Annotated in this window: 10 protein-coding genes, 1 tRNA gene and 1 pseudogene; 6 read left to right on the top strand and 6 right to left on the bottom strand. The window is 48.6% G+C overall.

Annotation, left to right across the window (positions count from 1 at the left end; translation table 11 throughout):
• Positions 1 to 66: 66 nt before the first annotated feature.
• Positions 67 to 1,149 (bottom strand): phosphoporin PhoE, encoded by a 1,083-nt coding sequence (gene phoE / locus AFK66_RS15220; protein ID WP_032968628.1) that lies wholly within the window; start codon positions 1,147 to 1,149, stop codon positions 67 to 69.
• A gap of 291 nt (positions 1,150 to 1,440) precedes the next feature.
• On the opposite strand from phoE, the gene proB reads away from it, so the two are divergent.
• The 4 genes from proB to AFK66_RS15200 all read left to right on the top strand — a co-directional run bounded on the left by proB (position 1,441) and on the right by AFK66_RS15200 (position 6,020).
• On the top strand, positions 1,441 to 2,544 hold the full coding sequence (gene proB, locus AFK66_RS15215; RefSeq protein ID WP_004385346.1) for a glutamate 5-kinase: 1,104 nt from the start codon (positions 1,441 to 1,443) through the stop codon (positions 2,542 to 2,544).
• A 10-nt stretch (positions 2,545 to 2,554) separates the two neighbouring features.
• Complete coding sequence (proA, locus tag AFK66_RS15210) at positions 2,555 to 3,808, top strand: glutamate-5-semialdehyde dehydrogenase (RefSeq protein ID WP_023899367.1); 1,254 nt, start codon at positions 2,555 to 2,557, stop codon at positions 3,806 to 3,808.
• A gap of 108 nt (positions 3,809 to 3,916) precedes the next feature.
• Positions 3,917 to 3,992, top strand: a tRNA-Thr gene (locus AFK66_RS15205).
• A gap of 87 nt (positions 3,993 to 4,079) precedes the next feature.
• On the top strand, positions 4,080 to 6,020 hold the full coding sequence (locus AFK66_RS15200; protein ID WP_007777695.1) for a site-specific integrase: 1,941 nt from the start codon (positions 4,080 to 4,082) through the stop codon (positions 6,018 to 6,020).
• A 122-nt stretch (positions 6,021 to 6,142) separates the two neighbouring features.
• Here the strand turns inward: AFK66_RS15200 and AFK66_RS15195 are convergent, their stop codons facing one another.
• The 5 genes from AFK66_RS15195 to AFK66_RS15175 all read right to left on the bottom strand — a co-directional run bounded on the left by AFK66_RS15195 (position 6,143) and on the right by AFK66_RS15175 (position 9,522).
• On the bottom strand, positions 6,143 to 6,475 hold the full coding sequence (locus AFK66_RS15195; protein ID WP_032967859.1) for an NIPSNAP family protein: 333 nt from the start codon (positions 6,473 to 6,475) through the stop codon (positions 6,143 to 6,145).
• 524 nt (positions 6,476 to 6,999) lie between these two features.
• The gene (locus AFK66_RS15190) at positions 7,000 to 7,926 is read right to left on the bottom strand and encodes a hypothetical protein (RefSeq protein WP_007777699.1); all 927 of its coding nucleotides are present in this window, start codon (positions 7,924 to 7,926) and stop codon (positions 7,000 to 7,002) included.
• A gap of 10 nt (positions 7,927 to 7,936) precedes the next feature.
• Positions 7,937 to 8,266, bottom strand: coding sequence for a hypothetical protein (locus AFK66_RS15185; RefSeq protein WP_032967860.1), 330 nt, complete (start codon positions 8,264 to 8,266; stop codon positions 7,937 to 7,939).
• A gap of 10 nt (positions 8,267 to 8,276) precedes the next feature.
• The gene (locus tag AFK66_RS21655; protein ID WP_071603061.1) at positions 8,277 to 8,759 is read right to left on the bottom strand and encodes a ribbon-helix-helix domain-containing protein; all 483 of its coding nucleotides are present in this window, start codon (positions 8,757 to 8,759) and stop codon (positions 8,277 to 8,279) included.
• Between the two features lie 220 nt (positions 8,760 to 8,979).
• On the bottom strand, positions 8,980 to 9,522 hold the full coding sequence (locus tag AFK66_RS15175) for a recombinase family protein (protein WP_007777701.1): 543 nt from the start codon (positions 9,520 to 9,522) through the stop codon (positions 8,980 to 8,982).
• A 126-nt stretch (positions 9,523 to 9,648) separates the two neighbouring features.
• On the opposite strand from AFK66_RS15175, the pseudogene AFK66_RS15170 reads away from it, so the two are divergent.
• Positions 9,649 to 10,011 (top strand): annotated as a pseudogene (locus AFK66_RS15170) (recombinase family protein); the annotation flags it as partial.
• 444 nt (positions 10,012 to 10,455) lie between these two features.
• Entirely contained in the window at positions 10,456 to 13,050 is a 2,595-nt protein-coding gene (locus AFK66_RS15165) for an AAA family ATPase (RefSeq protein ID WP_007777705.1), read from the top strand.
• Positions 13,051 to 13,063: the final 13 nt, after the last annotated feature.

The following is a 13,063-nucleotide window of genomic DNA, read 5'->3' as shown; positions in this document are numbered from 1 at the left end:
GGGGTTATTTTTTTTCGTAGCCACAGTTTTTATTCAGGCGCGGCGTATTTCCGCGCCTGAGAATAATCAGAACTGATAGTTCAGACCGACGGCAACGATGTCGTCGGTAGAAATTTTCAGGCGACGCGTTACGTCGTCTTCATCAATCTGGTTAATTTTGTAATCCACAAACGCGGACATATTTTTGTTGAAGTAGTAGGTCGCGCCCACATCAACATAATTCACCAGATCTTGGTCGCCGATACCGTTTTCGATATCTTTGCCTTTCTGCATCACGTAGCCGAGGGACGGACGCAGACCGAAGTCGAACTGGTACTGGACCACGGCTTCGAAGTTTTGGGTTTTGTTGGCAAAGCCCTGATCGGCGGCGGCAGCGCCTTTAATCGGGGTCATGTTGCGGGTTTCAGAATACATCACCGCCAGGTACAGGTTGTTGGCGTCATACTTCGCGCCAGCGGCCCAGGCATCAGCGCGCTCGCCGCCGCCCAGGGCTTTCAGCTCCTGCACGTTGGTGCGGTCAGAGGTGGTGTACGCGCCGCCCAGGACGAAATCGCTGCCGCCGAAATCATAAGTCAGCGAGGTGCCGAAGCCGTCGCCATTCGCGGTGGAGTAATCCGAGCGCTCGTTTTTGCCCTGGTATTGCAGGGTCATGTTCAGGCCGTCAACAGCGCCGAAGAAATCGGTGTTACGGTAGGTCGCGACGCCGGAGGTACGTTTGGTCATGAAGTTATCGGTTTTCGCGGAGGAGTCGCCGCCGAATTCCGGGAACATATCGGTCCAGGCTTCCACGTCATACAGGGCGCCCAGGTTGCGGCCGTAATCCAGCGAGCCAAAATCTTTTACTTTCAGACCCGCGAATGCCAGACGCGTTTTCTGGGAGCCGTCGTTTTCGGCGCGGTTGCCGGCGATCTCATATTCCCACTGGCCGTAACCGGTCAGGTCGCTGTTGACCTGGGTTTCACCTTTGAAGCCCAGACGCGCGTAAGTTTTATCGCCGTCGTTGCTCGCGTCGTCGCTCATATAATGCATGGCTTTTACGCGACCATAAATATTGACTTTATTTCCGTCTTTATTAAACACCTCTGCGGCCTGAACAGCAGAAGACGCAACAATACCCATCACCACTAATGCCAGAGTGCTCTTTTTCATCATTAATCCCAATCATTATTTACGCGCTAAAATTCGCGGGTCAAAGACCTGTGAAAAAACAAGATGGGTTTTAACGGTCGGATATGAAAAAAATATGACAAAGTAAGATAAATTTTAAAAAGATATATTTTTCGTAAACGGTAATAAAACTATCAAAATCCGCCGCTATCCTTGCCGGTTCGCCTGCGCGGCGTGCGGTTTTTCCGGCCGGGAGTTGGCAAGGGCGCGCTCTCCTGTTACAACGTCGTTTTGGGTTTAATTTTTCCAATTTCGTTGATACGGCAAAACATCATGAGTAACAGCCAGACCCTGGTGGTGAAACTGGGGACCAGCGTCCTGACCGGCGGCTCCCGCCGCCTGAATCGCGCCCATATTGTCGAACTGGTGCGCCAGTGCGCGCAGCAACACGCCGCCGGGCATCGCATTGTCATCGTCACGTCCGGGGCGATTGCGGCCGGGCGCGAGCACCTGGGCTACCCGGAACTGCCGGCGACCATCGCCTCCAAGCAGTTGCTGGCGGCCGTCGGGCAGAGCCGCCTGATCCAGCTCTGGGAGCAGCTTTTTTCGATATACGGCATCCATGTGGGGCAGATGCTGCTGACCCGCGCGGATATGGAAGATCGCGAGCGCTTCCTGAACGCGCGCGACACCCTCACCGCGCTGCTGGATAACCGCATCGTGCCGGTGATTAACGAAAACGACGCGGTCGCCACGGCGGAAATCAAAGTCGGCGATAACGATAACCTCTCGGCGCTGGCGGCGATTCTGGCGGGCGCCGATAAACTGCTGCTGCTGACCGATCAGCAGGGCCTCTTCACCGCCGACCCGCGCAATAACCCGCAGGCCGAGCTGATTCAGGATGTTTACGGCATTGACGATACGCTGCGCGCGATTGCGGGCGACAGCGTCTCCGGGCTTGGCACCGGCGGCATGGGCACCAAGCTTCAGGCCGCGGACGTCGCGGGCCGCGCGGGCATCGAAACCGTGATCGCGGCGGGCAGCAAGCCGGGCGTGATTAACGATGTTATCGAAGGGCTGCCGGTCGGCACGCGCTTCCACCCGCAGCAGACGCCGCTGGAGAACCGCAAGCGCTGGATCTTCGGCGCGCCGCCCGCAGGCGAAATCACCGTCGACGAGGGCGCGCAGTCGGCCATTCTGGAGCGCGGCAGTTCGCTGCTGCCAAAAGGCATTAAAAGCGTGACCGGCAACTTCTCGCGCGGCGAAGTGATTCGCATCCGTAATCTGGAAGGGCGCGACATCGCCCACGGCGTCTCCCGCTATAACAGCGACGCGCTGCGCCGCATCGCCGGACACCACTCGCAGCAGATTGACGCCATTCTCGGCTATGAATATGGCCCGGTAGCGGTTCACCGCGACGACATGATCACCCAATAAGGAGCCTGCCATGCTGGAGCAGATGGGCCAGGCGGCCAAAGCCGCCTCATATCAGATGGCGCTGCTCTCCTCGCGCGAGAAAAACCGCGTGCTGGAGAAAATCGCCGACTATTTAGAAGCGAACGCCGAAGAGATTTTACTCGCCAACGAGCAGGATCTGCTGGAGGCGCGCCGCAGCGGGCTGAGCGAGGCGCTGCTGGATCGCCTGGCGCTCAACCCGCCGCGTTTACACGCCATTGCGAACGACGTGCGCCAGGTGTGTCATCTGGCCGATCCGGTAGGGCAGGTGATTGACGGCGGCCTGCTGGAGAGCGGTCTGCGCATCGAGCGTCGCCGCGTGCCGCTCGGCGTGGTCGGCGTGATTTATGAAGCGCGCCCGAACGTGACGGTGGATGTCGCCTCGCTGTGCCTGAAAACCGGCAACGCGGCGATTCTCAGAGGCGGCAAAGAGACCTGGCGCACCAACGCGGCGACCGTCAAAGTGATTCAGAAAGCGCTGGAAGAGTGCGGCCTGCCTGCCGCGGCCGTTCAGGCCATCGAAAGCCCGGACCGCGCGCTGGTCAGTGAAATGCTGCGCATGGACAAATACATCGACATGCTGATCCCGCGCGGCGGGGCAGGGCTGCATAAGCTCTGCCGCGAGCAGTCGTCCATTCCGGTTATCACCGGCGGCATCGGCGTGTGCCATATTTTCGTTGATGAAACGGCGGAATTCGCGCCTGCGCTCAAGATCATCACCAATGCCAAAACCCAGCGCCCGAGCACCTGTAACACGGTGGAGACGCTGCTGGTGCATGAGGCCATTGCAGAACGTTTCCTGCCGGAACTGAGCCGCGCGATGCACGAACGCGGCGTGACGCTGCATGCCGATGAGCGCGCGCTGGCGCTGCTTTCCGGCGGCCCGGCGGCCGCTGTGGCGGTGAAGCCGGAAGCGTTCGACGACGAATGGCTGTCACTCGATCTTAACGTAAAGCTGGTGGCGGGCATCGACGAGGCCATCGCGCATATTCGCGAGCACGGCACCCAGCATTCGGACGCTATTCTCACCCGCACGCTGCGCCACGCCGACCGTTTCGTGAATGAAGTGGATTCGTCGGCGGTGTACGTGAACGCCTCGACGCGCTTTACCGACGGCGGGCAGTTTGGTCTTGGCGCCGAAGTGGCCGTCAGCACGCAGAAGCTTCACGCCCGCGGCCCGATGGGCCTCGAAGCGCTGACCACCTACAAGTGGATCGGCTACGGCGACGATACGATTCGTGCTTAACGGAGGGCCGGGTGATGCAAAAATCGCCGCTTGAATCGCAAGGGCATTGACGCATCACCCACTTTTTCATAACCTCTTACCCCGTGCTCACGCACACCCTTCCTCAGGGCCGATATAGCTCAGTTGGTAGAGCAGCGCATTCGTAATGCGAAGGTCGTAGGTTCGACTCCTATTATCGGCACCAGTCACTTCTATATCATTGATTTAATTAACATTAAATTTATTAAGAGTGAAATCGCGTAGCCTCTACTACATAGAGGTCATACAGCCGATGGCTCAACGTGATAATCTGTATCGCCGTAGCAGCGGTATTTATGTTGTCCGTATTGCAGTTCCCGCCCGATACCGTCTCTACACGGGACAGCGTGAGATTCACGCTTCAACAGAAACAAACGACATCAGAAAAGCGAGAGCGATTGCCGTAGTCCTATTGGCTGTCTGGCAGCGATGTCTGGGTGAGTATCAAAAATTGGATAGAGAAAAGTTGGTAAGCAGTGCGCCTGCTTTGGCTGGAGAAGGAATGATCAGCCTCGCTGAATTTTGCAGTTTAACGAGCGCTTCCCTGCAACAAGTGGCGCAGCGACTACTTGATACGAATATCCCACTTTTTTGGCTTGCTGATGGGCGTCCTGGCTACTATGTAGAAGATCTTTCACTCGTTGATAAAGATGATCCTGAGGCTTCTGGATTTATCATCGATAGTGCCATTAACATCGGGATCAGAGGTTCTCTTAACGGTTATATCCAGCCTTTGGTTACTTCACGTATATTACGTCAGATTATCGCTGGCGAGCCGCTAGACGCAGAAACCGCATTTAAATCCTCAGAGGCTTCATCCAAAGCCGCTTGGTTCGTTGACCTTCCCGGTGTCGAAATCACGCCTACTTCATTAATGATTCATCGTGTGCAAGCCGAGCGCTTACGATTATTTTGGCTGTCATATAGCCCCTCACTATCTCCAGTGACTCCTGAGAAGCCAAAAGCAATATCCACTGCAATATTGTCCCCATCATTGCCGGAGAATGAGTATGTAAATCGTAAATACTACTCGGTGAAAATGAGCGAGCTATGTGAAAAATATATTCGCTACAAGCGCGGGGGAAAATTCACGGAAAAGGCAGAGAATCGAGTTCGGGAAGGTTTTAGCCTACTGGTTGAAGTCATGGGTGATCCAAAGCTTATAAAAGTAGATCGTGACTATCTCCGTGAGTATGAGAGCTTACTAAGGTCGATACCTGCACGGCGTGATTTAGCTAAAATCCGATACAAAATCAATGATATTCATGAGCTAGCGGTTAAAGCAAAAGAGAATGGCGACTCTCTAATGAGCGATAACACCGTTCGTAAATATATGCGGGTTATCTTCGAAGCTTTCAGGTGGGCTGATGGAGAAGGTATTTTTATTAAGTCCCCAGCGAATCAATTCTTCGCTCCTGTAGTAAATGAAAAGATGGATCAGGACTTCAAAGCTGATTTCACTGATGAGGATTTGCACGCTATTTTTAACCGCCCTTGGTTTAAACGTGGAACTGTGGATAGAAATAGCGAGGGACGCTTCCATCATTACCGTGCATTTCATTACTGGTTGCCACTCATCGGATTCTTTACCGGAGCAAGGATTAATGAGTTATGCCAACTTTATCTAGATGATATTAAGCAGGATGCTACCGGGTTTTATTTCTTTGAAATCAGCAACGAACGGGCCGATCAGTCACTGAAAACGATTAATTCACGAAGAAAAATACCGTTGCATCCGACATTGATAAAACTTGGATTAATCCGCTATTGCGTAGCATTGAAGAAAGCAGGTCATGCGCGTTTATTTCCTGAGCTTCCTTACCACTCTGTAAAAGGATATGGCGATAAGGCTTCGGACTGGTTTAACCGCTCGTTGCTGAAAGAGCGATTAGGCTTTGAAAAAGACAGTAAGAAATCGTTCCATTCATTCCGTCACACGTTTTCTACAAGGCTCAAACAAGCAGGAATCGACAGCGAGACTCGTGCTCAGTTTGTTGGACATATCCGTGGCTCTGGCGAAACAGAGAATCGTTATAGCAAAGATCATCCACCAGCAGCCCTCTATGCTGTGCTTGAGAGCGTTACGTTAGGGCTACCGGAAGTTGCTCCGTTTGTTTGCGAAGATGGTGTAGATGCGGTAGCTGATGCGCTACGGATTAAGCAGAGCAATAAATCGCGGAAAGAACCGCAATAGTCTGACTTTTTCTCTTACTCTAACGCGCTCAGAACGATTCTGGCGCGTTTTTTATTAAGGCTGGTGTATTTATGGTGCGAAATTTGGTGGCGCTCAAAACGCGTCAGGTGAAGCCCGTTAACCTACGATTGCACCCGTAGCCCTTCCACGCTTTCCGATGGTAGGCTAATCACTGTCTTAACACTGGTTTCGATGCTGCCAACGATGTCTTCGCGTGGGCCGCTGCGCCAGTCATCGCTAGCGTAAAAAGCATCAAGAACCGTAGCCATGCTTTCAGCACTGTCAAAGGCGCGGATCAGGTAGTAACAATCTGGGTCATGTAACGAGTTACCAAACGACACGACATCGATCCTGTGGCTTTGGTGTAGGGGAACACTGATTTTCTGCATGATGGTGTGAAAAGCGGCACCGCTGCCTTTGCGTAAGGTGTATTGCAGTATTTCGACGGTTCTCAAGCGTTATCTCCGTGTCGTCCGGGCGGCTCCCTTGTTGATAGCAATATAAAGCAAACCGGACTGGGCCATAAATCTACTACTAATCAGACAGCTATTCGTAAGCAGAAGCCGCAATATGCGGTTCAAACGCGTTGTAAGGCTCCCTGGCGAGTTTTTTTATCAGGATGGCATATTTCACGGTAAAAAAGCCGTGGTGCTATAGTGGTGAGTCTGGCTGAGAATAATTGCCAGTAATCCAAGTATAAGGTTTTGTTTTTCGAACACCGAAGTTTTTAAACGCTCTCCCTGAAAGGGAACTGTTAAAACCTAAGACTACTTACTTTTCAGCGGTCATGTTCCTGACAGCTTGTTGGTGAAGTTCGCCGCTCCGCTTCTCACTTCCGGTTTTCCCTGTTACCTGTTGTTGTGTGTAAACGTAGTTGGTTAGAGGGTGTAAGTATTTAAGTTATTAGGTCACTGCGCGTCAGCCCAGCCAGCAAGCGGATCACTGCTCCAAAGTCCGCACACTTTTTTGGAATGGATATTCACGGGTGTAGGTTTCGCAACGCTGCTCTAACCCTGTTACTCAGTTCTTTGTCTGCTGTCAGGTGACTACTCTCTGTCCGTGTTCTGCCTCTCTTGTCGCGTTGCCCTACAGTGCTGAACGAGTGAATGCCGCGTTCCGCCGTTGCATCTCTGTATGAGCGTATCCAGTTGATTGAAATGAGTCGGAACAGATCTCCCTCTGCCATCTGTGCCGTAGCTATCGGACGGCGGAACGTGAACAGGCTGGCGAGCGTTTCAAACGGGAAGTGTTGCAGCCCGGAGAGAAGACCGAAGCCGTGTTGCTGTAGCGCGTCACCCTGCAATGTCACCTCTATGCGAGCACGTTGCTGGCGAAGCGGCAGCGGCTGCTTCTTGTCGGTGCGTTTGTGATAGCACTGCCATGAAATGGCATCATCTTCGTTGCCAATCCGCATGTTATAAGCCGGGTTTATACGATTGCCGGGCTTATCAAGAAATTGGTTACTGCTGTTGTCGCCGTTGTATTGGCGATGATTGGTGCCCGGGGCGAACAGGCTTGTTTGCATCCGGTATGTGAGGGCGCGTGTTGCTTCAACTGACTGTTGTTTGTGCCAGAAGTCACAACTGATCTCTATCCCGGCAATAGTCGGTTCGGTTGCAAACGTGAACCGTCTGGCTAACGCATGGAGCGCAGCACGGAGCTGCTGATAGTTGTTCGCCAACTCGTCATGAAAGCGAATGCGGAATGTGTCAGTAACATCACCGGGCTGCATGTCGATTGCCTCAACCCACCAGCGATTAACGCTCGTTATCTCTCTCAGCGCTCTGCGGATGTGTTGGTGTTGTGTTGGGCGTTCTGTGCGAATCTCAACGTCGAGCCAGTCGATGACGGCGGTAGCCCTGAATTGCTTCAAGGCTGAATCCGCTGTTTGTTGATAGTTGTTCATTGCCAGCCTTTCAGCTTGTCGCTATTGGAGGGCGAACGCTCCAATGCCGCTTATCGGTGAGGTCAATGTCAACCTCAAGAATAGACAGCATGTGCGGCTTGGCGGGGGGAGGGCAAAGGCGTGAGACTTTTTCGACGAACTCACATACTTCACTAAATAGATAAACCGGGCGAGGGGGGCGAGTGGCGGAATACCTTCCGACAGGAAATAAGAACTCACCGTGATAGCTAGCCCTTCCGCGCCGCATATCCGCTAATAAATCATCCCATGCCCTGACGTTGCCCAGCTTGGCTCTCAAAAAGTAAGCCGTCTCACTTGCTGGAAGTGTTTTAACTTTCATTGTTTCCTCCTTAATCAACGTCTGGAGCGATCATGAGATGTAGCTGACCGCGTAGCTCGTTCTGGATGATCACGAATGGTGATCCGCCGTAGCTTTTGTCTCTGTAACCAGTCAGTAAGGTAAACGCCGCAAATGAGTTATCACGGGTGACGATGGTTGCGCCGTCTAGCTCGCTCTGGAGTTGCTCGTCATTAATCCGCCAGTAGCCGTTGCCGATAATCTCATGATGGGCGCCTGCTTCGACTGATCCAGCTTCCGTGAGGGGAACAATTCGCTCAGCCATTAACTCATCAGCCAGTGCTGCACGTATCAGAGCTGTCCTGTTTGGCGCATCAGGCTGTGTCGCCAACACTTCACTCGCCCAATCCTGCCAACGAATCCCGCGCTTTGCCGCCAGCATATCGAGCGCTGTCCATGTGGTGTCTTCTAACCGGAATGATGTGCGCCCAATCCCGGCAAGCTCTGCATTGCGCGTTTTTAAGATCTTTTTCATGTTTCACCTCGAAATAATAACTCATGAAACTATATACCTGTAACATATAAAAGCAAATGTATATATTCACTAATATAAGTTTTAGCTCGAGTGGAATGTTGAAACTTGCATGGTTTTGCTGCCATGGAGCGTTCTGACTATATCGGTGGTGCGTTATATAATCAGGATGCAAAAACGCCACCATAGCAATATGGTGGCGTTCTGTGAGGCGTGGTGGCCTTTATTCTGACTTGATGGTCATGACCGTTTTTGTGCTTATCCCGTGTTTCTCGGCGGCCTTGCGGATGGATAGACCAGAGGTTAAATCAGCCTTGACCGCTTCCCGATCGATTGTGGCACTTTTACCTCGTCCGGCAATACGCCCTGCTGCTTTTGCTGCTTCATAGCCCTCTTTCTGGCGCTGTAGCATCGTTTCGCGTTCCATCTGTGCCACGGCAGCCAATACGGTTAACATCATGTTGCCTACAGGGTTATTGTCGCCAGTTTTAAAACCCTCTTTATGAAACTGCACCACAACGCCGCGCTGTGCCAGCTTTTCGACGGTTGCCAGTAGGTCAGCAGTATTACGGCAAAGGCGGTCAATGCTATGAACGTGCAACACATCGCCCTCCCGCAAATAGTCCATCATTGCGGCAAATTGTGCTCGGTCGGTGTTTTTGCCGCTGCTTTTTTCTTCAAAGACTTTATCGAGCACAACGCCGTTTAACTGGCGCTCTGTGTTCTGCTGAACACTTGATACACGAACATAACCGATATTAGCCATAGCTTACCCTTGTTGTGGTAATTTGCCTTTCGAGCTTTAATATACAACACTGTGTTACTTAATTGAAGGCAAATTACTACACTTTGGGCCGATTTTATGTGTAGTGATCTAGCGTGCTATTTCACTACACCTGTAGTGGAAAAACTCGACCGTCTGAGGCGCGATGCTATTGATGTGCTCCAGTCAGTCCGATTTTTATCTGATCGAGGTATCAAGGTGATCGTCCACCAGCTTGGAACAATTGATCTCATTTTTGCTGTCGGTAAGCTGCTAATGTCGTTACTGGCAGCGGTTGCTGAGATGGAACGTGACCTGTTGAAAGCGGGCTTTTCTCGGGCAAAAGCCGAAGGTAAGAAGCTGGGAAGACCGTCGAGAATCGCCCCAGAAGCCGGTAGAGCGATTATCGAGAAAAAGAATAATGGAACTAGTGTCAGTGCTTTAGCGCGCGAATACGGCGTTTCCAGAGCAACTATAGCCGCATTGCTTTAAACGTTTATTGCTTCTCGAAGCCCTTGGGCGACAACTCGTTGTATAGCGGTTCTAACTTTCAGACCGCAGGGCTTATCTCAGAGAAAGATTACCAATGCACTTAATCATTTGGGCATAACTACGTCTCATGCTGGGACTTGGCGATTATCTCAGGTTCATCGAATAATCAGTAGGTTAGGATAAAATGTGAAAGAATAGACTCAGTTTAAAATGCTTTCGGTTGCGTTAAATGAATTCTTCACTTAAAACATAACAGTGTCGCATATGTCGATGTTTATGAGAGAGTTAAATTAAATTGAAGAGCGTGTTCTTCTTTGTTCCAATGTCTTCGGTGGATGCGATACAGTCTAACCTTATGAATTGCTTATTAAATTCCCTATCAACGCTATTATATGAAAGATAGGTGGCAATTCTTATCTATAAAAATAACTGTTAGAGGCTATCATGGATGTCTTACAGGAAATATTGAAATGGTCTGGTTCCGAGCTACCCCTCTGGGCAAGAGACTGCTTAAGGAGACAATTGGCTTCTCCCTCATTGGAGGATAGTGATTATGAAGAATTATTGGAATTGATAAAGATTGAAAATAAAATATTGCCCCCCGATAAATTAGAATCTCTCCCCTTAAATAAGGATCATATTCCGGTTTCAGCGGTTAATGATCAAGTCATTAAGATTAAAGAACTAAGTAGTCTTGTTCACGTGAACAGGATTGCGCCTGACCAAAAAATTGCATTCTGTGATAATGGGATTACCATAATTTATGGTATGAACGGTGCGGGAAAATCAGGATACGGGCGAGTTCTCAAGCACGCATGTAGAGCACGAGATAAAGGTGGTGCGATACTCCCTAATGTAAACCTGCCTGGCTATTCATCCAATATACCTAACGGGAAATTTAAAATTTCTCTGAATGGGAATGAACACGATTTACAATGGTCTTATAATTCACCCTCCCCAGAATTGTTGTCCTCAATTAGTGTTTTTGATACTCTTTGTGCATCATCATATCTGAAAGAAGGCGAGGCTGCTTATTTACCTCGCGGTCTCGATATTCTTGAGGAATTTGCAAATACAATAATTCCTAAATTAGCAGAAAAAATTTTAGTCGAGGCTAAAACTATAGATGTAAATAAAGAGATAACTCAAGTGTTTACAGATGGCACTAGTGTATCTGATATATGTAAAGTATTGGACCATAAAACAGATATTGTAAAATTAAGAGATTTAGCCACTTTAAGTGATCTTGAGCTAAGTAGGGATAAAGAACTAGATAGAGTTCTGGCAGAAAAAAATCCGGAGGAAAAGTATAAAGAATTACTAAAAAGTGTATCGCATATAAAAGAGCTTTGCGTTAGGATCAATAATCAAAGTAAGTTTATAAATAACGCGGCCATGACAAGGCTTAAAACGTTGATTGAAGGCGTTACTAATGCAGAAAAGGCATTAAATGAATCAGCGCAAAAACTTGCGGCCGGAGATGATTTATTGCCTAATACTGGTGAAAGTATCTGGAGGGATCTATTTCTGTCCGCAAAAAAATACTCACTCAGTTGTGCTTATCCAGACCATGATTTCCCCTCCGTTGGTAGTGATGCAAAATGCGTTTTATGCCAGCAACCTATATCCGATGCAACTGACAGAATGTTACGCTTCAATGAGTTTATTAATGATGATATATCTAAATTATTAGATGAAAGAAAATCCGCACTAAAAACAGCTAGAGAAAAAATATATACTGCTACCCTTGATTTTAGTTTTAATGCTGCAATACATATTGAAATTGGTAATGAGTATAGCGAATTAATTGAAAGAGTTAATAAGTATCAAGAAGATATTATCAATACAAAGACTGCGATGCTTTCAATGATTGACAGTAAGAACTTCGTGAATATCGAACTTGATTATAATCCAATTTCAGAGCTAAGGCTTCTGGCTGCTAGCAAGTTACGTGAAGCAAGGTTATATAAGCAAGCATCTAAAAAGAGAAAGATTGACGCTCTAATAAAGGAAAGTAAAGAACTCAAAGCGCGAATTATGCTTGCGGAGAAATTAGATGGCTTAATTTCTTTAGTTGGTAGGTTAAAGTTATATAACACTCTTAACTCTATTAGCTTTTCAGCAATATCAAAAAAAGTATCAGATAAATCTAAGTTCTTTGCAAATTCAATAATAGGCAATTCTTTAAAAAAAGAGTTGGATGAAGAATTTTTTAAACTGGGTGTTTCTCATATAAAAACAGTTCTCAAACCAAGAGTTTCTAAAGGGAAGGTTTTTTATAGTTTGCTTTTGGATATACCTGTCTCAAATAAGGTGGATTTAATTTTGAGTGAAGGGGAACAGAGGGCTGTATCGTTAGCATCTTTTTTTGCTGAATTAAAGCTTGCCAACCATTCATGTGGGATCATTTTTGATGATCCTGTCTCTTCACTTGATCATCATAGAAGAAGACGAGTAGCAACAAGATTGGTTGAAGAAGCAAAAAATCGGCAGGTAATAATTCTCACGCATGATATCGCTTTTTTAAGCGAGTTAATATTTGCTACCGAGAAAAATAATGTCGATAGCTTAATACATCACCTGCAATGGACGGGAGAGTTTTCCGGCTGCGTTTATGATGGTTTACCGTGGGACAAAGTCAGCTATAAAACTAGAGTTGAAAAGTTAAAACAAGAGTCTCGACAATTAGATCCTTGGCCTATATATCCCAATGCTGAGCAAGACAACTCTATGCGAAGATTATATAGCCGTATGAGATCAACGGTTGAGAAAATGGTTGAGGATGTGATATTCGCTGGGATTGTGGTTAGATTCAGTGAAATTATAGGAGTTGGCAATTTACATAAATTAAGTGGGCTTGAGCGTGAGTGTTGTATTGCGATTTCTGAACTCTGGTCAAAATGCCATCGCATTACTGATGCTCATGACCAGCCTGCATATAAACAGACAGCCTTACCAAACCCTGATGAATTTCGAGCGGATCTAGAGCTTATTTTAGATTTAGCAAAAAAAGCAGCAGCGACTCAAAGTAAAAAATAGTTAATCCTTAAGC

The organism is Cronobacter malonaticus LMG 23826, from assembly GCF_001277215.2.
Lineage (GTDB): Bacteria > Pseudomonadota > Gammaproteobacteria > Enterobacterales > Enterobacteriaceae > Cronobacter > Cronobacter malonaticus.
The sequence above is the reverse complement of the archived record's forward strand: the minus strand, read 5'-3'. Positions and strand labels throughout refer to the sequence as shown.

Excerpts from the sequence above, each read along its gene's own strand:
- phoE (WP_032968628.1), bottom strand. The coding sequence starts at position 1,149 with ATGAAAAAGAGCACTCTGGCATTAGTGGTGATGGGTATTGTTGCGTCT.
- proB (WP_004385346.1), top strand. The coding sequence starts at position 1,441 with ATGAGTAACAGCCAGACCCTGGTGGTGAAACTGGGGACCAGCGTCCTG.
- proA (WP_023899367.1), top strand. The coding sequence starts at position 2,555 with ATGCTGGAGCAGATGGGCCAGGCGGCCAAAGCCGCCTCATATCAGATG.
- AFK66_RS15200 (WP_007777695.1), top strand. The coding sequence starts at position 4,080 with ATGGCTCAACGTGATAATCTGTATCGCCGTAGCAGCGGTATTTATGTT.
- AFK66_RS15190 (WP_007777699.1), bottom strand. The coding sequence starts at position 7,926 with ATGAACAACTATCAACAAACAGCGGATTCAGCCTTGAAGCAATTCAGG.
- AFK66_RS15185 (WP_032967860.1), bottom strand. The coding sequence starts at position 8,266 with ATGAAAGTTAAAACACTTCCAGCAAGTGAGACGGCTTACTTTTTGAGA.
- AFK66_RS21655 (WP_071603061.1), bottom strand. The coding sequence starts at position 8,759 with ATGAAAAAGATCTTAAAAACGCGCAATGCAGAGCTTGCCGGGATTGGG.
- AFK66_RS15175 (WP_007777701.1), bottom strand. The coding sequence starts at position 9,522 with ATGGCTAATATCGGTTATGTTCGTGTATCAAGTGTTCAGCAGAACACA.
- AFK66_RS15165 (WP_007777705.1), top strand. The coding sequence starts at position 10,456 with ATGGATGTCTTACAGGAAATATTGAAATGGTCTGGTTCCGAGCTACCC.